This is a genomic window from Sphingomonas caeni (assembly GCF_026013415.1).
GTDB classification, from domain to species: Bacteria; Pseudomonadota; Alphaproteobacteria; order Sphingomonadales; family Sphingomonadaceae; genus Sphingomonas; species Sphingomonas caeni.
In genome coordinates, this window is the sequence record NZ_JAPDOK010000005.1 from 220,319 (window position 1) to 238,818 (window position 18,500).

The 18,500-nt window shown below is 66.9% G+C and carries 17 protein-coding genes and 2 tRNA genes; 4 read left to right on the forward strand and 15 right to left on the reverse strand.

Annotated features, from left to right (window positions below):
* Positions 1–75 precede the first annotated feature (75 nt).
* Genes OF829_RS14330 through ccmC form a run of 5 tightly spaced genes read right to left on the reverse strand, consistent with a single transcriptional unit; the run spans position 76 to position 3,833 of the window.
* Complete coding sequence (locus OF829_RS14330; protein ID WP_264940768.1) at positions 76–606, reverse strand: redoxin family protein; 531 nt, start codon at positions 604–606, stop codon at positions 76–78.
* Positions 603–2,519 carry a heme lyase CcmF/NrfE family subunit gene (locus tag OF829_RS14335; protein WP_264940769.1) on the reverse strand — a complete coding sequence of 639 codons (1,917 nt, stop codon included), beginning with the start codon at positions 2,517–2,519 and terminating at the stop codon, positions 603–605. The genes OF829_RS14330 and OF829_RS14335 overlap by 4 nt, the downstream gene beginning before the upstream one ends.
* The gene (gene ccmE, locus OF829_RS14340; protein WP_264940770.1) at positions 2,516–2,956 is read right to left on the reverse strand and encodes a cytochrome c maturation protein CcmE; all 441 of its coding nucleotides are present in this window, start codon (positions 2,954–2,956) and stop codon (positions 2,516–2,518) included. Before ccmE ends, OF829_RS14335 begins: the two co-directional genes overlap by 4 nt.
* Entirely contained in the window at positions 2,953–3,081 is a 129-nt protein-coding gene (locus OF829_RS14345; protein ID WP_264940771.1) for a hypothetical protein, read from the reverse strand. The genes ccmE and OF829_RS14345 overlap by 4 nt, the downstream gene beginning before the upstream one ends.
* A complete protein-coding gene (ccmC, locus tag OF829_RS14350; protein WP_406701434.1) occupies positions 3,078–3,833 on the reverse strand; it encodes a heme ABC transporter permease CcmC in 756 nt (251 codons plus the stop codon). Before ccmC ends, OF829_RS14345 begins: the two co-directional genes overlap by 4 nt.
* A gap of 118 nt (positions 3,834–3,951) precedes the next feature.
* Between ccmC and OF829_RS14355 the strand changes: the two genes are divergently transcribed.
* Positions 3,952–4,242 (forward strand): hypothetical protein, encoded by a 291-nt coding sequence (locus tag OF829_RS14355; RefSeq protein WP_264940773.1) that lies wholly within the window; start codon positions 3,952–3,954, stop codon positions 4,240–4,242.
* 43 nt (positions 4,243–4,285) lie between these two features.
* Entirely contained in the window at positions 4,286–4,501 is a 216-nt protein-coding gene (locus OF829_RS14360; RefSeq protein WP_264940774.1) for a hypothetical protein, read from the forward strand.
* Positions 4,502–4,519: 18 nt separating this feature from the next.
* On the opposite strand, the gene OF829_RS14365 is transcribed toward OF829_RS14360, so the two are convergent.
* From OF829_RS14365 to OF829_RS14380, 4 genes are all read right to left on the reverse strand, one after another.
* Positions 4,520–4,864 carry a PilZ domain-containing protein gene (locus OF829_RS14365; protein ID WP_264940775.1) on the reverse strand — a complete coding sequence of 115 codons (345 nt, stop codon included), beginning with the start codon at positions 4,862–4,864 and terminating at the stop codon, positions 4,520–4,522.
* A gap of 90 nt (positions 4,865–4,954) precedes the next feature.
* The gene (locus OF829_RS14370) at positions 4,955–6,007 is read right to left on the reverse strand and encodes a Glu/Leu/Phe/Val family dehydrogenase (RefSeq protein ID WP_264940776.1); all 1,053 of its coding nucleotides are present in this window, start codon (positions 6,005–6,007) and stop codon (positions 4,955–4,957) included.
* Between the two features lie 126 nt (positions 6,008–6,133).
* Positions 6,134–6,210: transfer RNA gene (locus tag OF829_RS14375), tRNA-His, on the reverse strand.
* Between the two features lie 50 nt (positions 6,211–6,260).
* Complete coding sequence (locus OF829_RS14380; protein ID WP_264940777.1) at positions 6,261–7,292, reverse strand: ATPase, T2SS/T4P/T4SS family; 1,032 nt, start codon at positions 7,290–7,292, stop codon at positions 6,261–6,263.
* Between the two features lie 107 nt (positions 7,293–7,399).
* Between OF829_RS14380 and OF829_RS14385 the strand changes: the two genes are divergently transcribed.
* Positions 7,400–8,065 carry a prolyl hydroxylase family protein gene (locus OF829_RS14385; protein WP_264940778.1) on the forward strand — a complete coding sequence of 222 codons (666 nt, stop codon included), beginning with the start codon at positions 7,400–7,402 and terminating at the stop codon, positions 8,063–8,065.
* Between the two features lie 296 nt (positions 8,066–8,361).
* Here the strand turns inward: OF829_RS14385 and OF829_RS14390 are convergent, their stop codons facing one another.
* From OF829_RS14390 to lon, 6 genes are all read right to left on the reverse strand, one after another.
* The gene (locus OF829_RS14390) at positions 8,362–11,082 is read right to left on the reverse strand and encodes a TonB-dependent receptor domain-containing protein (protein ID WP_264940779.1); all 2,721 of its coding nucleotides are present in this window, start codon (positions 11,080–11,082) and stop codon (positions 8,362–8,364) included.
* Between the two features lie 88 nt (positions 11,083–11,170).
* Complete coding sequence (locus OF829_RS14395) at positions 11,171–12,853, reverse strand: hypothetical protein (protein WP_264940780.1); 1,683 nt, start codon at positions 12,851–12,853, stop codon at positions 11,171–11,173.
* Positions 12,854–13,111: 258 nt separating this feature from the next.
* Positions 13,112–13,186, reverse strand: a tRNA-Val gene (locus tag OF829_RS14400).
* A gap of 329 nt (positions 13,187–13,515) precedes the next feature.
* Positions 13,516–14,673, reverse strand: coding sequence for a hypothetical protein (locus OF829_RS14405; protein ID WP_264940781.1), 1,158 nt, complete (start codon positions 14,671–14,673; stop codon positions 13,516–13,518).
* Between the two features lie 187 nt (positions 14,674–14,860).
* The gene (locus tag OF829_RS14410) at positions 14,861–15,199 is read right to left on the reverse strand and encodes an HU family DNA-binding protein (protein ID WP_264940880.1); all 339 of its coding nucleotides are present in this window, start codon (positions 15,197–15,199) and stop codon (positions 14,861–14,863) included.
* Positions 15,200–15,320: 121 nt separating this feature from the next.
* Positions 15,321–17,780: an endopeptidase La gene (gene lon / locus OF829_RS14415; protein WP_264940782.1), complete on the reverse strand. Its 2,460-nt coding sequence runs from the start codon at positions 17,778–17,780 to the stop codon at positions 15,321–15,323.
* On the opposite strand from lon, the gene OF829_RS14420 reads away from it, so the two are divergent.
* On the forward strand, positions 17,779–18,498 hold the full coding sequence (locus OF829_RS14420; protein ID WP_264940783.1) for a hypothetical protein: 720 nt from the start codon (positions 17,779–17,781) through the stop codon (positions 18,496–18,498). The two genes, lon and OF829_RS14420, sit on opposite strands and share 2 nt — an antisense overlap.
* Positions 18,499–18,500: the final 2 nt, after the last annotated feature.

The window sequence follows — 18,500 nt, forward strand, 5'->3', positions numbered from 1 at the left end:
GGACCCAGAGTCGCAAGCGACGCCCTCCTGGCCCTGGGTCCCGGCTTTCGCCGGGATGACGGAAGGAAGAAGCGCTCACGGCTGCACCCCCGCCAGCGCCGCAAGGATCTTGGGCATGTCCTGCGGCCCGATATAGCCGATATGCTGCATCACGATCTTGCCGCTGCCGTCGATGACGAAGCTTTCCGGCACCCCCGCCGAGCCCAGCGCGAACTGGACCTTGCGGATGCGGTCGTCGCCGATCGCGGCGAAGGGATCGCCCGCGGTCTTGAGGAAGTTCGCCATGTCCTCGGGCGTGTCCGCGGTCGCCACGCCGACGATCTCGACGCCCTGCTGCTTGAGCTTCATCAGTTGCGGCGCCTCGGCGATGCACGGGACGCACCAGCTGGCGAAGACGTTGATCAGCCGCGGCTTGCCGTCGGCGAAGGCGGCGCTGTTCACCCCCGGCTTGCCCGGCACCAGCGCCGGCAGCACGAAGCCGGGCACCGGCTTGCCCACCATCGCCGATTTGACCGCGCGATCGGAAGGGGCGAGCAGCCCGGTCATCACGAGCGCGAACACCAGCGCGAAAAAGCCCAAAGGCGCCCAGATCAGCACGCGCCTCATTCGGCCTCATCCTCGGAACGCATCTCGCGCCGTATCCGCCCGACCATCGCCAGCAGCCCGCCGAATGCGATCATGAAGCCGCCCAGCCAGATGAAGGTCACGAACGGCTTCCACCACATCCGGATCTGATACCGCCCCTGCCCGTCGCTCGCGCCGAGCACGGTGTAGAGCTGGCCGTCGATCATGGTCGAGATCGCCGCCTCGCTGGTGGTGGTCACCGGCTGGCTGAAATAGCGCTGTTGCGGCTGGAGGCGGAAGGGATCGCCGTCGTTGCGCCGGATGCTCAGCGTCGCCTCGAGCGCCGACCAATTCTCGCCGATGATCGGCCGGATTTCGGTCAGCTTGGCCTTGAACGAGCCGACCGCGACGGTTTCGCCCACCCGCACCGCCGCCAGCCGCTCCTGCTTGAACGCCGTGTCCGACGCCATCCCCGCGATCGCCACCGCAACGCCGAGATGCGCGAGCACCATGCCGTAGATATGGATCGGCGTGCGGCGCAGCTTGCGCCCGAGCAGCGGGACGATGCTCGCCACCGCCAGCCCCGCCGCAGCCACCAGCCCGAGCAGCGGGACGATAGGCGTTCCCGGCATCGCGACCAGCAGCACCACGACGATCGTCACCATCGCCGCGGCGGGCAGCATCATCTTGCGCCCCAATGCCCCCCATTGGTCCTTGCGCCATTTGAGCATCGGCCCGGCCATCGTCGCCACGACCAGCGCCAGCGCCACCGGCACGCTCGCGGCGTTGAAGAAGGGCGCGCCGACCGAAAGCTGCTGCCCCATCGCCTGCGCCACCAGCGGATAGAGGGTGCCGATGAAGACGACGCCCAGGATCACGCAGAGAAGCAGATTGTTGAGCACCAGCGCGCCCTCGCGGCTGACGAGCTGGAAGGTCGATCCCTGCGTCACCGTCCCCACCCGCGCCCCGAACAGCGCGAGCGCGCCGCCGATATAGATCGCCAGCAGCGCGAGGATGAAGGTGCCGCGCGTCGGGTCCACCGCGAAGGCGTGGACCGAGACGAGGATGCCCGACCGGACGAGGAAGGTGCCGATCATCGACATCGAGAAGGCGACCACCGCGAGCATCAGCGTCCAGGCGCGCAGGCCGTCGCGGGTCGCGAGCACGGTCACCGAATGGAGCAGCGCCGTCGCCGCGAGCCACGGCATCAGCGAGGCGTTCTCGACCGGGTCCCAGAACCACCAGCCGCCCCAGCCCAGCTCGTAATAGGCCCAATAGCTGCCCGCGGTGATCCCGATCGTCAGGAAGAACCACGCCCCCAGCACCCAGGGCCGCATCGCCCGCGCAAAGGCGGGGCCGATCTGGCGGGTGAGCAGCGCGCCCACCGCGAAGCTGAACGCCACCGAGAGGCCGACATAACCGAGATAGAGCGTCGGCGGATGGAAGGCGAGGCCGGGGTCCTGGAGCAGGGGGTTGAGCCCCTGCCCGTCCGGCGCCGGCGGATCGAGCCGCAGGAAGGGGTTCGAGGCGAGCAGCAGGAAGGCGTAGAAGCCCAGCGCGAGCACCGCCTGCGCCGCGAGCGTCGCGGCGAGCGTCTTGCCGTCGAGCCGCTTCTCGAAGATCGCCACCCCCGCTCCCGCGACGCCGAGCACGGTGACCCAGAGCAGCATCGAGCCCTCATGGTTCCCCCATGCGCCGGCGATCTTGTAGATCAGCGGCTTGGCCGAATGGCTGTTGGTCGCGACGAGCAGCACCGACATGTCGCTCTGCACGAACAGCAGGATCAGCGTCAGGAACGCGCCGAGCGCGAGCAGCCCCTGCACGACCGCGATCTTGCGGGTCGCGCGCATGAGCTCCTCGGCGCCCGATCGCGCCGCGCTGCCGCCGAGCACGAGCTGGACCAGCGCCATCGCGGCGGCGATCCAGAGTGCGGCGAGCCCCCCCTCTGCTATCATTTCTCGAGCGTCTCGGTCTTGTGCATCTTGCCCGCGATCTGCGGCGGCATGTAGCGCTCGTCATGTTTGGCGAGCAGATTGTCGGCGGCGAAGCTGCCATCCGCCTGGAACTGCCCCTCGGCGACCACGCCCGATCCTTCGCGGAACAGGTCCGGGGTCACGCCGCGAAACGCCACGGGCACCTTGGCCTTGCCGTCGGTGACGGTGAAGCGGATCGACACGCCGTCCGCCTCATGCGTGAGCGACCCCTTCTCGACCATTCCGCCCAGCCGGACATTCTTGCCCAGCGGCAAGGGTTTACCAGCCACATCTCCCGGCGCGTAGAAGAAGGCCGCCTGATCCTTCAGCGCCGACAGCGCGAGCCCGCCCGCGCCCAGGATCGCCGCGAGCGCGGCCAAAGCGAGCGCGAGCCGCTGATGCTTGGGCTTGACCATCATGACCGCTTGAGCCCCTCGGCCGCCGCCTCGGCACGCCGCATCGCCAGCCAGCTGACCAGCGCGATCCCGCCCGATCCGAGCGCCATCACGGCATAGGCCGCGGTCACGAACGCCCAATGGTTCATTGCGCGGCCATCCGCTTCATCCGCGCCTCGACCTTCTGGCTCGCCAGCGCCGCGCGCATCCGCATCAGCACCACGCCGGCGAAGAACAAAGTGAAGCCGCCCAGCGTGAAGAAGAGCGGCCACACCATCGAGGGGTCGATCTTGCCGCGGATCAGGCTCTCGCCCTGGTGCAACGTGTTCCACCAGATCACCGAATAATGGATGATCGGCAGAAGCACGCTCCCCGCCACGCCGAACAGCGCCGGCACCCGCCCGTCGCCGCCGCGGTCGCTATCCGCGCGGGCGAGCGCGATATAGGCGATATAGACGAAAAACAGCAGCAGCATCGAGGTCAGCCGCCCGTCCCACTCCCACCAGGTTCCCCAGGCCGGACGGCCCCAGATCGATCCGGTGATGAGGCACAAAGCGGCGAACACCGCCCCCACCGGCGCCATCGCCACCGCGGCAAGGTTCGCCAGCGGGTGCCGCCAGATCAGGTAGCTCAGGCTCGCGACCGCCAGCCCGCCCCACCCCGCCATGCCGAGATAGGCGGCGGGGACGTGGATGTAGAGGATGCGCACGGTCTCCTTCTGGAGATCGTCGGGCGGCGTCAGCGTCAGCCCGGCCCAGGCGCCGAACAGCGCTAGCGCCACGCCGCTCCAGAACAGCGCCGGCGTCAGCGGCCGCGCGAGCTTCAGGAAGCGCGTGGGATTGGCGAAGGCATGAAGGGTAGCCACGCGCGCGGGATAGCGAGGATTGGGGCGAGGGTCCATGCGGGGATTAGCGTAGCGCGCCTGTTTTGCCGCCTCCCCCGCCGCTGCGTACAATTACGAATAGCTGCATACCGGCCGGTGTCGCACGTCTCCGCTCGCAAATATCGGGAGAAACGTCGTGACAAGCGCAATCTCTTCAACCGGGCCGAGTGCTTTCCGCCCGAACATTCTTCGCTTTGCCGCTACGGGAGCGATCGCGTCCGGCATCTTCTTCCTGCTATGCTGGGCGGGCGCGCTACTATCGGTCGGCGCGGCCAGCCACATGTACATCCAGCTGTTCACCAGGGCGGAGATTTCGTCCCTCGCCGCGCTCGCGGAGGGCCTGTGCTGGTCGATCCTGTTCGGTGCAATCGCCGGTGCGCTGATCGCGGGCACCTACCGGCTCATCACGCCGGCCGCGCGCGACTAGGCGTGCGCCGCAGCCTCAAACCCCTCATCCCAGGAGACGATCGATGAAACTCATCTCGCTTTGCCTCGTGCCGCTCGCCGCGCTGGCCGGCTGCGCCACGACACGAACCGCCACCGCGGACGAGCGCGCCTATTGCGAGCGCATGGCCGAGTCGATGGGCACGCAAGCCCAGCACGACCATGGCGAAGCCAAGGGGTTGGGCCCCAACGCCATGAACCTGTCGCATACGCGATGCAGGCAGATCCTCGCCGGGAAGTAGCCGAGGCGTGCCGGCGACTCAGCGCCGGTAGAAGTCGTTCATCCCGCCGATCCAGCCGGCCTGCGCCACCCCCGCGCTGCGGCTGCGGCGGGCGGCGGCCAGGTCGATCGGGTCCTCGAAGCGGATACCCGCTGCGTCGGCGGTGACCCACATCACCTCGGCATCGACATCCTCGACATGGCCGATGCTCGCCCGGATCGCGTCGCCACGCCTCAGGCGGCCCGGCGAGATGATGCAGGCGCCCGACAGCGACAGATTGCGGACGCGGCAATCCGAAGGCGCACGCGCGCCGGGCACCCAGATCTGGGCGCGCATCATCACGCTCTCGCGCTTGTCCAGGCGGCTGGCACGCTGCGGTTCCATGGGCGCGCATATGCGTCGGCGATGATGAACGCGATTGGAACGAATGGCTCCGGAAATTCCGCGATTCGGATTTTTCCCTAGGCTCCCGGCTCAGCCCCGGCCGATCAGCCGTTGCGCGATCCGGTCGGCCACTTCGCTCTCGGGATCGCCGGTGCGGTCGCTCTCGTCCCACACCTCGATCAGCCGCTCGGGAATCTTGTCGACGCGCGCCATCACCTCGGCGCGGTCGCCCAGCCCCAGATATTCGAGCCCGACATTGATGATCCCGCCCGCGTTGATCACATAATCGGGCGCGTAGAGGATGCCGCGGCCGTGCAGCCGGTGCCCGTCGGCGCGGGTCGCGAGCTGGTTGTTCGCGCCGCCCGCCACGACCTTGCACCTGAGTGCGGCGATGCTCGCCTCGGTCAGGATCGCGCCGAGCGCGTTGGGGCTGACGATATCGGTCTCGAGCCCGAGAATCTCCTCCGTCGGCACCACCGCCGCGCCGATCTCGGCCGCCAGCGCCTTGGCATGCTCGCCATGGATGTCCGCCAGCGTCAGCACCGCGCCGTCCTTCGCCAGCAGCCGGGCGAGCCCGCCGCCGACGCTGCCCACACCCTGGATCGAAACGCGCACGCCCCGCATCGAATCGGCGCCGAGGCCGCGCTTCGCCGCCGCCTTGACGCCCAGATAGACGCCCATCGCGGTCACCGGTCCCGGATCGCCGCCCGCGCTGCCCGCAGCCACGGGGAGCCCCGAGACGTGGCGCGTCTGCGTCGCCACGATCTTCATGCTGTTCTCGGACATGCCGACATCCTCGGCCGTCACATAGCGCCCGCCGAGCGATTCGACCGCGCGGCCGAACGCCTCGAGCTGCGCCGGAGTGATCGCCGCGCCCTGGCGCGGGGCAAGCACCACGCCCTTGCCTCCGCCCATCGGCAGCCCGGCCATGGCGTTCTTGTAGCTCATGCCGCGCGACAGGCGCAGCGCGTCGGTGATCGCGGCCTTGCTGTCCGCATAGTTCCAGAAGCGCACCCCGCCCGCCGCCGGGCCCAGCTTGGTCGAGTGAATCGCGATGACCGCGCTCAGCCCCGAATCGCGGTCGGTGAACAGATGGACGCCCTCATGGTCGTCGAAATCGGGGAAGCCCCAGTCGGTGAGCATGTACTTTCCTTGCGGAGTTCGGTGCCGGCCCGCTCCCCCTCCCGGCCACCCTTACGATTAGCCTATGGGTGGCCGGGAGGGGGAGCGGGCCGGCACCGCCCGTCAGCGTGAGCTGACCAAAAGAGGTGGGGCGACCGACGGGACTTGAACCCGCAACCCCCGGCATCACAAGCCGGTGCTCTAACCAATTGAACTACGGTCGCCGCGAAGGATGCGCGCTTAGCGGGGGCGTCCGCCGAGCGCAAGATAGTTGCTAGCCCCGCGAGACACGAACCGCTTCCTCGGCGGTGGTCACGCCTTCGCGGACGAGCGTGCGCGCCGCCGATCCGAGATTGGGCGCGCTCAGAAACGCGTGGCGCGAGATGATCGCGCTGTCGCCATTGTCGTTGATCAGCCGGCGCAAGGCGGCATCGACATGGATCGCCTCGAACACCGCGGTCCGGCCGGTAAAGCCGCTCTCGCACGCCCCGCAGCCCTCCGCGGCATAGACCACCGTGCCCGCATCGAAGCCCAGCAGCGACGAGGTCGAGCCCTGCGCCTGCACCGGCCGCCGGCACCCGCCGCACAGCCTTTTGACCAGCCGTTGCGAAAGCACCGCGCGCAGCGTCGAGGCGAGCTGGAACGGATCGGCACGCAGCGCACGCAGCCTGAGGATCGCGCCCACCGCATCGCCCGCATCGACCCCGGCGAGCACCAGATGCCCCGCCTCCGCCGCCTGGAGCGCGAGCGCCGCCATTTCGCGGTCGGCGACCGAATCGATCAGGATCGCGTCGGGATCCTGCCGCAGCACCGCGTGCAGCTCCGCGGCGCTGGCGGCGGCGAGGAGATTGTGGGCGCCGTCGTCGCTTTGCGCCAGCAGCGTCGCGAGCGTGGTGCTGCGTCCTGAGCGCGGCGGTCCCGCGACGAGCACCAGTCCGCCCGTGATTCCGCCGATCGTCCGCGCCAGCCCCGGCGTCATGCCCAGCGCCTCGAGCGCTGGGTAGCGGGTGTCGCGCGGTGCCAGATGGAGCACGATCCGCTCGTCCAGCGTCGCGACCGAAATCCCGTTGCGCTCGAAGCCAAGATCGGCGCCCGCCGGCAGCCGCATCGCGTCGAGCAGGCGCCCCGCCACGCGGAAGCGCACCCTGAGCGCATCGCCATCGCGATCGAGATGGACATGGCTGGCCCCCGCCGCGACGGCGCGATCGAGCATCTCGGCGACCGGGCCGGACGCCCCGGCCTCGCCGAACAAGGCGGGCCGTTCCTCGGCGGACGGGAGTGTCGCTTCCTGCGCCAGATCCATCATGACGGCCTAGGCAGGTCACATGACATGGGGTTTGCGCTTTTGTGACGTTTCGGAGAACCGACGGGTTGGACTGGAAACCCGCCCGGCGATTTGGCAAAAAGCGCGTCATGCAAATCGCTTCGCTCACCCATCCGTTCGGCTGCGGCCATCCTTCCGAGGGCCTTGTCGCCCATCTCAAGGCCACGCCCGGCGTCCAGCAGGTGCCGAGCCCCAAGGTGGCGATGTTCGTCGTCAAGAATTTCCTCGATGCCGAGACCTGCACCGAGCTGATTCGGCTCATCGATGCCGACCGGCGCCCCTCCACCATCGCCGACCCCAATGGCGACTATGCCTTCCGCACCAGCGAGACCTGCGACCTCAAATCTTCGGACGCGGTGGTGGCGCGGGTCGAGGCCGCGATCGCCGATCTGCTCGGCATCGATCCCAGGCACGGCGAATCGCTCCAGGGCCAGCGCTACGAGGTCGGGCAGGAGTTCAAGGCGCACACCGATTATTTCGAGCCCACCGGCCGCGACTATGCGCGCTACTGCACCGTCTCGGGCCAGCGGACCTGGACGGTGATGGCCTATTTGAACGAAGTCGAGGCGGGCGGTGCGACGCGTTTCAAGGCGATCGACAAGATCGTCCAGCCCGAGGTCGGCAAGCTGCTCGCCTGGAACAATCTGCGCCCCAACGGCACGGTGAACCCCTCAACCCTCCACCACGCGATGAAGGTCCGCGCGGGGACGAAATACGTCATCACAAAGTGGTTCAGGGAGCGGCCTTGGGGGTGATCCCGCCGCCTTGAGCCGAATTCGCATCCATTCATCGTCATCCCGGCGAAAGCCGGGACCCAGAGTCACAAGCGATGCCCTGCTTGGCTCTGGGTCCCGGCTTTCCCCGGGATGACGATATGACCTGTTTCCGGATCGGCCTCCGTACACGCGCCGGGAAGGATGAGGATCTTCCTCTGCTGTCTGAAAAGAAGAAGACCCTCACCCGACCGGCCCGCTAGGGCCGGGCGGAAGCCCCAAGAAAAAGGCTCCGGGTGCAGGACGACACCCGGAGCCGATTCCCCCTTGAACTCGCCTCAGAAGGTCGCGCTGACCCCCAGGGTGAACATGCGGCCGGTATCGTAGGTGTTCAGGTCGCGGCGGACGCCGTTCGGGAAGAGCTGGAACTCCTCGTAGCGCCGGTTGGTCAGGTTGCGCGCCTGGAACTTGAACTCGAGATCGACGCCCATCAGCCTCGCGCCCTGGCGCGCGACGATGTCGAAGCGCCAGCCCGGCCGCTCGATGATGTTCGGCTCGGGCACGCCATTGCCGCTCGGCGGCAGCGGACCGCGATTGCTGACGCGGTCGCTCGCATAGTTCGCCAGGAAGGTGATCTGCGAGAGCGAATCCTTGTCCTCGATGCCGATCTGGAAGTTGGCGATATGGTCCGACTGGCCGACCAGCGGATCGCCGTCCACGAACAGCTGGTTCGCCTGGACATAGATCGGATTGAGGCCCTGGAGCGGGCTCGGCACCAGCTGGGTCCCGACGCGCAGCTCCGACTTGGTGTAGGTATAGTTCGCGATCACCAGCAGGCGCCGGCCCGGCGACATGAAGCTGAGCGGGAAATATTTCACCACCTCGGCCTCGCCGCCGAACAGCACCGCGCTCGGGGCGTAGGAGAAGCCGACCTGCGGGGTGGTCGCGCCGCCCGGGAAGAAGGCGACGGTCTCGATCGGCCGGTCGATCTTCTTGTAGAAGCCAGCGAGCGTGATCCGCTGGTCGCGCGCGAAGAACCATTCCGCGCGGACCTCGCCATTGAGCAGGGTCGAGTCGTTGAGCAGCGGGTTGCCGAAGAACTGCCGGTTGCTCTCGAAATCCTGGTAGAGCTGCGGCGCGAGTTCGCGGAACTGCGGGCGGGCGACCGTCTTCGATCCGTGGAAACGGATCTGCATGTTGGTCGCGAAGTTCCAGGTGATCGTCGCCGCGGGGAGCCAATAATCGTTGTTGAGCGCGGTGCCGACCGTGTTGGTGGTGGTCACGCGCTCCTCGGCCTTTTCGTAGCGGACGCCGATATTGGCGCGGACGCCGTCAAAGGGCTCGATATCGGCCTGGAGATAGCCGGCATGGATCGTCAGCTCGGCGCGATATTCGGCGGCGCCCGAGTTGGCCGAGGTGTTGCGCAGCTCGATACAGTCGGTGCTGTTCGCCGGGAAGCCCGGGATCCAGCGGCGGCAGCCGTTGAGGATCGTATCGTCCGACAGCAGGTAATCGGGGCGGAGCTGCGCGAGGATATCGGGCAGCGAGGCGCCGTTGGGGCCGAAGAACTGGAACGAGTAGCGGCTCGAGTCGCGATCGGTGTCGCTATAGGCGTAGCCCGCCGAGATCGTCATCGGGATCGCCCCGTCGAAGCGATAGGCAAGGTCCGCCTGGCCCGACCAGAGCGTCTCCTTGAGATCGCTGAACGCGATCGTCGCGGGGGTCAGCGTGCCGAGGCTGTTGACATAATCGTTGATCGGCACGTTCCCGCGCATGCCCACATATTGGTAGCGGAAATAGCGCTCGTACGGCGATTTGCGCGTCGTTTCGGCATAGGCGCCGCGCACGTCCACGCTGAAATCGCCGAACTTGAATTCGCCCGTCAGCTGCGAGTTGATCAGCTGCCGCTCGAACCAGTTGGTGTTCTGGTCGAGGAACGACTGGTGGCCGTTGATGACGTCGAAATTATTGCCCTGGCCGCCCGTGCCGATGCTCGCCTGCTTGAGCGTGTCGTGGATATAGAGGTTGGTGAAGCGGATCTTGTGCTCGCCGAATTCCGCGCCGAGGCCGACCAGGCCGTTGACGATCACGCGGTTGTCGGTGGTGACGGTGCGGAAATCCTTGGCGAGGCCGCCGTCATTGTCGATCGCGAACTGCTGGATCGCGTCGCGCGTGCGCCACGAATTGCTGAACCCGCCCGCGGCGATCGCGCCGAGGCGCACCCCGCCGATATCGACCGAGCCGCCCGCGCTGGCTTCCCAGTTGAGGTTGGGCGGGATGTGGTAGTTCTGCATGACCAAAGTCGTCTGCGCGTTGGTCAGCCCGGTGATGACGTTCGAGGGCAGGGTCGCGGTGCGGTTGTGGCCCGCGTCCTTGATGAACTGCGGAACGTCGCGCTCGCCGCTGTCATAGCCGAAGAAATCGGCGCGGCCGCCGTCATAGACAAAGCCCGAATTGCTCGTGGTGAAGGTGTCCGCCCCCACCGAGGCGCCGATCTGGAGGAAGGTCTCGGTCGGCACCGCGCGCGTGGTCAGGTTGATCACGCCGCCGCCGAATTCGGCCGGATAGTTCACCGAATAGCTCTTCTGGACGAGCGACGATGCGATGACGTTGGTCGGAAAGATGTCGAGCGGGACGACGCGGCGCAGCGGCTCGGGGCTCGGCAGCGGCGAACCGTTGAGCAGCGACGAGGAATAGCGGTCGCCCAGGCCGCGCACATAGACGAAGCCGTCGCCCACCACCGAAAGGCCGGTGACGCGCGACAGCGCGCCGGCGATATCGCCCTCGCCCGTGCGCTTGATATCGGCGGTCGACAGGACCGAGACGACCTGCGGGGTCGCCTTGACGACGTTGGGGATGTTGCGCCCCTGAACGACGATTTCCTGATTGTCCTCGGGCTCCACGCCGGGCGCCGAGATTTCGACCGGCTCTTCCTGGGCCTGATTGTCCTGCGGCTGGTCCTGGGTGGTCGGCGCCGGCACTTCCTGCGCGTAGGCGGCAGGCGCGATGAACGCGGTGGTAGCGAGAAGGAGCGTGCCGAATGCGAGCTGCTTTTTCATGGGGCTTTCCGGTCGGAGGGCAGAGAGTCGGCCAGAGGGCTCAAGCTTGGCGGGGCAGCGGCTCGCGCCGCCCCGCCCATCTCGTCGATCAGTTCGGCAATCCGGTGCAGCTCATGCCGCCTGTGGTGAAGGTCCCGCGGTTGGAGTTGCAGGTCCAGCTCTTGTACCAGCTGTTGTTCGCGTCACCCGCTGTCGGCGAGATCGCGCCGAGATAGTTGGTGATGACGAAGAACGAGGCGAGGCCGGTGGTCGGCGCCGGGTTGAACTGGACCGGGCTGATCGCCGTGACCGCCGCGGCGCCGGTGCCGGGGAGGAAGGCCGGGGTCAGCGCATTCGCGGTGGTGCCGTTGATCTCAACGTTGCGGCCGGGAACCTCGGTCACCGCCTGCTGCTCGGCCGTGGTCACGCTGATGCCGTTGACGGTGCTTGCGGCGTACTTGTTCGCGCCGCACGCGAAGTAGATCGAATGGAAAAGCGGCGGGCCGTAATCCTGCAGCGGGCCGGTGGAGCCGTTCGAGGCCGGGGTGGTGGTCGAGGGCGTCGAGTCCGACGGACGCGTGGTGGTGTGCTGACCGCCGACATCGGCGCCCGCGACGATGTTGAGGCAGGCGTTCGGCGTGGTCACGATGCCGTCGACCAGGCGCGTATCGGCGCCGCCGCGGATGCGGATGGCGGCGTTGGTCGCGGTGCTGGTCTGCACCAGCGTGAAGTTGGCGATCTGGCCCCAGGTACGCGGCAGCGCGTCCTCGCCATTGTTCGAGTCGACCTCGAGCATATAGTTGTCGACCTGGGTGTTGGTCGGCTTCTGGATGCCCAGCAGGAACTGGACCTGGCCGCGCCAGCCCACATCATAATCCAGCGAGTCGTCGTCGGCGCCGGTCATCACCAGATATTTCAGGTTGGTGCGGCCGCCAAAGATCTCGATGCCGTCGTCCGAGCTGTTGTGGATCTGGACGTGATCGATCTGGGTGCCATAGCCGGTGCCGCCCAGCGTCAGGCCCTGCAGCTCGACGCCCTCGGCCAGGATCGTGCCCGAATACCGGATCTGGACGTAGCGGAAGGTGCCCGAATTGTCGGCCGGGGCGTTGCCGCCGTACAGCGCGGTGCCGGTGCCCTCGACGACGTTTTCGCACGCCGCGTTGCTGCCCGCCGCGTCCTGGACGACGCCGACCAGGTTGCAGTTCGAGACCGGGGCGCGGCCGGCGAGGATGACGCCGCCCCACTGGCCCTGCGACTCGTCGGTCACGGTGCCCGCGACATTCTCGCGCGAAGTGAAGATGATCGGCTGGGTCTCGGTGCCTTCCGCCAGGATGCGCGAGCCGCGGTTGACGATCATATAGTCGTTATCGGCGTCGAGCGAGTTGGCGTAGAAAACCACGCCCGGGGCGACGCTGAGGATCGCGCTCGAACCGCCCGGGGCGGTGCCGGCGCCGCCGACATCGATGCCGACATCGACGCGGCCGTTGATCTCATAGGCAACGCCGGCGATCTTCGCGAGCGTGGTGGTACCGGTGATCAGCGACGGCAGGCGGCAGCCGCGGAAGCTGCCGATCACGCCGCGATCAATCGTGCCGGCGGGGCACGAGGCGGCCGGGGTTCCCGGAGTGGGGGTCGGCGTCGGAGTCGGGGTCGGCGCGGGGGGCGCCGGAGCCGGAACGACGATCACGCCTTCGCCGGGCGAGGCGATGCTGAGCGCGCCGTCGCAGCCGCCAAGCGCGACCGTCGCAGCGCCGGACATGAGAATGAGGGTGAGGCGTTTGAAGCTGGCCATAAAGTCTCCGTTCCGGGCGGGGCTGCCGGATTGCTGGTGGGCGTGCGGAAGGAGCGACTCGGTTCCCCCTGTCGTCCTCGGAAGACGTCGCTAGGGGCGGCGCGTGACAGCGCTGGTCAGATTCGGAGACGGTTGCGCGACTCTAAAATGACAATTCGGGGACGATGCGGAAGTGCAACGGTTCCGGTCGCGGGGGGAAACGATAGGCGGCGCGGCAACGAAAAAGCCCGCCAGTCTCTCGACCAGCGGGCTATGCCATGGTGGGCGCGACAGGGATTGAACCTGTGACCCCACCCGTGTGAAGGGTGTGCTCTACCGCTGAGCTACGCGCCCGGATCCGACTGGCGGAAAAACCGGAAGCGGGCCTTTAGGCGGAGGAAACCGCGCTGTCCAGACCGGTTGGGGTCTGTACGCCGTTCGCTTTGGCTTCGACGCATCGGCTTGGCTTCAGCGCATCGGGGGCCAAGGCCTTGCAATGTAGGATTTCGCCTGCTTGGCTCGCGCAGCCGGTCGCTCCGGCCGCTCTTTGACCCCATCGATCCGCGCAACACGAACGGCACGTTTCCCCCGGAGACTGCGCGGGGGAAAACATGCGCGATAGTGTGAAGCTAGTGTCAACTTTCACATGCCGGGACGGCCCAGCCCTGTGCGCCAATTCAGTCCTAATCCTGATCGACCGAGCTTCCGCGCCTTGGCGTCGGCATGAAGCGCAGGCACAGCCCCGCCCCGCCGTTGAACGACACCGCATAGCCCCAATGCCCGTCATAGCCGAGGCCGTACATCGGATAGCTCCCCGAATTGGCCGAGATGTCGATGGGGTTCACCACCCCCGGATTCTGCGTGTCGAGCTGGAGGATCTGCGCCGCGGTCTGCGAGGCGACATAGCCGTAGCGCCAGCCGTCATAGAAGGTCGTCCCGCTGACCGAGGAGCGCGACGGATAGGCCTGGCTGGTCGGCCCCTGGTTGATCGTCACCGCGGCCGGATTGGCCTTGGGGATCTTCATCACCCCCAGGAACTTGCCCGTCTGCGGCCCGCTGAGGACCGGCATCGGGAAGGTCCAGAGATTCTGGCCGTCGTCCATCGCGGTATAGATGGCCGGCATCGATCCGCCGAGGAAGTTGAGGTTGGTCAGCCGCTGGAATTTCGCCGCCTTGGCGTTGAAGTTCGCGGTCGGGACGGTGACCAGCCACAAATCCATCGTCCGGTCGTTATTGCCGGTGCCGGCATAGGTGAGGACCGTCGCGATCATATAGGCGTTGGTCTGATCCACCGCGACCAGATAGCCGAGCAGCACCGGATAGCCGGCGATCTCGGGGATCGCGACCATCGAGACGCTGGCGGAATTGAAATTCGCGCCGAGCCCGAAGCGCGTGACCGCGACCATCTTGTTGACGGTCAGATTGAGATAGCCGTTGACGCCGTCGGTCAGACCGTTCGAACCCGACAGTTTCGGGCCGGACTTCAGCACCGCAAGCGTCTGGCACCCGGCGGGCGTGAAATTGCTCAGATCGACGCGGACGACATTGTCCTGATACAGCGGGCCCGTATTGCTCAGATGCGGCAGCACATAGAGATAGCCGCCCGCGACGAAGCTCCCGAGCATCCCCGTCAGGCTCGGATCGACCAGGGTGAGATCGAGCGTATCGACGATCTTGAAGGTGCGCGTGTCAATCTTCGCGATCATATAGCTGTTGTGCGGGGTTACGTAGAGATAGGGCGGGTCGCACGCCGCGCCCTCGGTGACGGCCAGCTGGGGGCTGGTCGTCAGCATGTTGAGGCTGCTGATCCGGTATGCGTTCGCCGCGAAATCGGTCGCCATGCACCGCTCCTGTTGGGCGGCTCCCTGCGGGATTCGGGCGCCACCGGGATTCGATAGACGCTGCTACTCGGCCCGATCCGGACCTGGGAAAGCAATACCGAAGACAGTGATGGCGTGCGCCGCAAGCTTGCGCGCCCGCGCCCCGCCAGGGGGGAAGCGGCGGGACCCTTGCGGCCCCGCCGTCAGGTCAGTTGACCGCGTCCTTCAGGCCCTTGCCCGCCTTGAACTTGGGCTGCGACGAGGCCTTGATCGTCATCGGCGCGCCGGTGCGCGGATTGCGGCCCGTCGACGCCTTGCGCTTGCTCACCGAGAAGGTGCCGAAACCGACCAGGCGAACCTCGTCGCCCTTTTTGAGCGCCGTGGAGATCGCATCGAACACGGCCTCGACCGCCTTGCTCGCATCGCCCTTGCCCAGGCCCGACGTATCGGCGACCGTTGCGATCAGCTCCTGCTTGTTCATCGTGCTGGTTACCCCCTTGTTGTGCCGTTTGTTTTTTTGAGTCGCGGCGTTGCCGTGACGGGGCAGTCAGCACGCCCCGCACACCGGTGTCAAAGGATTTCCGCCATTTTCTGGGCAAAAATGACGGAAATGCGGCGCTAATATTATCGTGGCGCGGCACCGGCCCTGTTGGCGTGAGCGGATCAAATCAGTGCTTGTGCACCGGCTCCCCGATGCCCGGAACGCCCACCGGCGGCTGGGCCGCCAGTTCGTCGGCGTCGGTCCAGTCGATCGGCTCGAGCGGCCCGGTGAGCGCGAGGCGGAGCACCTCGTCGACATGCGCGACGGGAATGATTTCCAGCCCTTCGCGGATGTTCGCCGGGATCTCGGCCAGGTCCTTGGCATTCTCCTCGGGGATCAGCACGGTCTTGATGCCCCCGCGCAGCGCCGCGAGCAGCTTCTCCTTCAAGCCCCCGATCGGCAGCACGCGGCCGCGCAGCGTCACCTCGCCGGTCATCGCCACGTCGCGGCGCACCGCCACGCCCGTCATCGTCGAAACGATCGCGGTGACGAGGCCGATGCCCGCCGACGGCCCATCCTTGGGCACCGCGCCCTCGGGCAAATGGACATGGACGTCCTTGCGCGCGAACAGGCTCGGCTTGATCCCGTAGGAAGGCGCACGCGCCTTGACGAAGCTGAACGCGGCCTCGACCGATTCCTTCATCACGTCGCCCAATTTTCCCGTGGTCTTGATCGCGCCCTTGCCCTGCACGGTCACGCTCTCGATCGTCAGCAGCTCGCCGCCGACCTCGGTCCAGGCGAGCCCGGTGACCGCGCCGATCTGGTCCTCCAGCTCGGACAGACCATGGCGATATTTCTGCACCCCGGCATAGTCGGCCAGGTTGTCGGGCGTGATCGTCACGCTCGTTTCCTTGCCTTCCAGGATGCGGCGCAGCGCCTTGCGCGCGAGCTTGGCGATCTCGCGCTCGAGCGTGCGGACGCCCGCCTCGCGCGTGTATTTCTGGATCAGCGCGCGCAGCCCCTCGTGCGTCAGCGTGAACTCGCCGTCCTTCAGGCCATGCGCCTCGAGCTGCTTGGCGATCAGGTGGCGTTCGGCGATCTCGACCTTCTCGTCCTCGGTATAGCCCTCCAGCCGGATGATCTCCATGCGGTCGAGCAATGCCTGCGGAAGATTCAGCGTGTTCGCGGTGGTCACGAACATGATGTCCGAGAGATCGACGTCGATCTCCAGATAATGGTCCTGGAACTTGCCGTTCTGCTCGGGGTCGAGCACCTCGAGCAGCGCCGAGGCGGGATCGCCCCGGAAATCCTGGCCGAGCTTGTCGATCTCGTCGAGCAGGAACAGCGGGTTGCTCGTGCCGGCCTTGCGCAAATTGGTCACGATCTTGCCCGGCAGCGAACCGATATAGGTTCGCCGGTGGCCACGGATCTCGGCCTCGTCGCGCACGCCGCCCAGCGACTGGCGGATGAACTCGCGCCCCGTCGCCTTGGCGATGCTCTTGCCCAGCGAGGTCTTGCCGACGCCCGGCGGCCCCACGAGGCACAGGATCGGCCCCTTGAGCTTGTTGGTGCGCGCCTGGACCGCGAGATACTCGATGATCCGGTCCTTGACCTTATCGAGCGCATAATGATCGGCGTTGAGCACCGCCTCGGCCTCGACCAGGTCCTTTTTGAGCTTCGACTTCTTGCCCCAGGGCAGCCCCAGCAGCACGTCGAGATAGTTGCGCACCACCGTCGCCTCGGCGCTCATCGGCGCCATGGTCTTGAGCTTCTTGAGCTCGGTCTGCGCCTTGCTCCGCGCTTCCTTGCTGAGCTTGAGCGTCGCGATCTTCTGGGTCAGCTCGGCGATCTCGTCGCCGTCGCCCTCTTCGCCCTCATTGCCCAGCTCGCGCTGGATCGCCTTGAGCTGCTCGTTGAGATAATATTCGCGCTGGGTCTTCTCCATCTGGCGCTTCACGCGCGACCGGATTTTCTTCTCGACCTGGAGCACCCCAAGCTCGCCTTCCATGAAGGCGAACACCATCTCGAGCCGCTTCTGCGGGTCCTTCTCGACCAGCAGCGCCTGCTTGTCCGACACCTTGACCGCGATGTTCGATGCGACCGCATCGGCGAGGCGCGACGGGCTTTCCAGCTCGGCGAGTTGCACCGCGGTCTCGGCGGGCAGCTTGCGGTTGAGCTTGGCGTAATTCTCGAACTGATCGATCACCGAGCGCATCAGCGCCTTCAGCTCCGCGCTGAGATCGTCGGGGGTGATATTCTCGACCTTCTCGCCCAGCTCGGTGCTGGCGGCCTCCAGGCTGGAATCGCCGTCATCGACCGGCAGCACGGTCGCGGTGAGGAAAGCCCCTTCCTCGGTCAGCACGTCGAGCGTGCCGCGCTCCTTGCCCGCCACCAGCACGCGCACCGTGCCGTCGGGCAGCTTGAGCAGCTGGAGCACCTCGGCCGAGACGCCGGTGTCGTACAGATCCTCGCGGCGCGGATCGTCCTCGCTGGGATCGAGCTGGGCGACGAGGAAAATCTCCTTGTCGTCGGCCATCGCCGCCTCGAGCGCCGCGACCGACTTGTCGCGGCCGACGAACAGCGGCACGATCATGTGCGGAAACACGACGATGTCGCGAAGCGGCAGAACGGGATAGGATTGCTTCATGGGTACTCCGGAACAGCCCGAACCGGGCCGTATAACATCATTAGGGTGTCTATATGGTGAGTGTGCCAGCGGCATCAATCACGAGCTAGCCGTAATCGGCAGAAGGGCGCTTATCGGCGGCGCGCTGGCGCTGCCGGTGGCGGCCTGGGCGGGACAGGCCAGGCGGGTCGCGGCGCTCAACTGGGAGGGTGTGGCCGAGTTTGTCTCCCGCGCGCAGGAGCTGAGCATCCATGTGAAGACCCGGGTCGAACCCTTCGTCCCCCGCGCCCGCTCCGAAACCTGGCTGATCGGCCGCGATCCGCGCGACGTCCGCACCTTGATCGTCGAGGGCGACAAGGGCTGGATGGAGCGCGGCGGCGCGCGCACCCCGCTCCCCGCCGCGCAGGGGCACCATGAGAACCAGCAGTACGCGATCTACGGCTTTCTCGTCATGGCCGCGCAGCGCAAGGATAGTGGCAAGGGCCTGCGCCTGAACCGCGCGGATTGCTGGCCGTTCGAATATGATGCCGCCGATGGCCGCGTCACCGCCGCGACCTACACCGTCGATGCGCCCGACGGGAATGGCTCGATCGCTGAGACGATCCGCTGCAGCGACTGGCGCGACGTGAGCGGGCTTTCGTGGCCGCACAAGCTCGTCATCGAGCAGCGTCCGAGTACGGGAGCAGGCAACTCGATCTTCTCGCTCACCCTCGATACGATGACCGCAGAATTCGCCTGACA

Bases quoted from the DNA above. Each gene is read 5' to 3' on its own strand.
- OF829_RS14370 (WP_264940776.1), bottom strand. From the start codon at position 6,007: ATGCTCACCGACTGGGGCTTCCCCGATTTCGACGACCATGAGGGCGTC.
- OF829_RS14345 (WP_264940771.1), bottom strand. From the start codon at position 3,081: ATGAACCATTGGGCGTTCGTGACCGCGGCCTATGCCGTGATGGCGCTC.
- OF829_RS14385 (WP_264940778.1), top strand. From the start codon at position 7,400: ATGCAAATCGCTTCGCTCACCCATCCGTTCGGCTGCGGCCATCCTTCC.
- OF829_RS14390 (WP_264940779.1), bottom strand. From the start codon at position 11,082: ATGAAAAAGCAGCTCGCATTCGGCACGCTCCTTCTCGCTACCACCGCG.
- OF829_RS14395 (WP_264940780.1), bottom strand. From the start codon at position 12,853: ATGGCCAGCTTCAAACGCCTCACCCTCATTCTCATGTCCGGCGCTGCG.
- OF829_RS14335 (WP_264940769.1), bottom strand. From the start codon at position 2,519: ATGATAGCAGAGGGGGGGCTCGCCGCACTCTGGATCGCCGCCGCGATG.
- OF829_RS14405 (WP_264940781.1), bottom strand. From the start codon at position 14,673: ATGGCGACCGATTTCGCGGCGAACGCATACCGGATCAGCAGCCTCAAC.
- ccmE (WP_264940770.1), bottom strand. From the start codon at position 2,956: ATGATGGTCAAGCCCAAGCATCAGCGGCTCGCGCTCGCTTTGGCCGCG.
- OF829_RS14330 (WP_264940768.1), bottom strand. From the start codon at position 606: ATGAGGCGCGTGCTGATCTGGGCGCCTTTGGGCTTTTTCGCGCTGGTG.
- OF829_RS14360 (WP_264940774.1), top strand. From the start codon at position 4,286: ATGAAACTCATCTCGCTTTGCCTCGTGCCGCTCGCCGCGCTGGCCGGC.
- lon (WP_264940782.1), bottom strand. From the start codon at position 17,780: ATGAAGCAATCCTATCCCGTTCTGCCGCTTCGCGACATCGTCGTGTTT.
- OF829_RS14420 (WP_264940783.1), top strand. From the start codon at position 17,779: ATGGGTACTCCGGAACAGCCCGAACCGGGCCGTATAACATCATTAGGG.
- OF829_RS14380 (WP_264940777.1), bottom strand. From the start codon at position 7,292: ATGATGGATCTGGCGCAGGAAGCGACACTCCCGTCCGCCGAGGAACGG.
- ccmC (WP_406701434.1), bottom strand. From the start codon at position 3,833: ATGGACCCTCGCCCCAATCCTCGCTATCCCGCGCGCGTGGCTACCCTT.
- OF829_RS14365 (WP_264940775.1), bottom strand. From the start codon at position 4,864: ATGGAACCGCAGCGTGCCAGCCGCCTGGACAAGCGCGAGAGCGTGATG.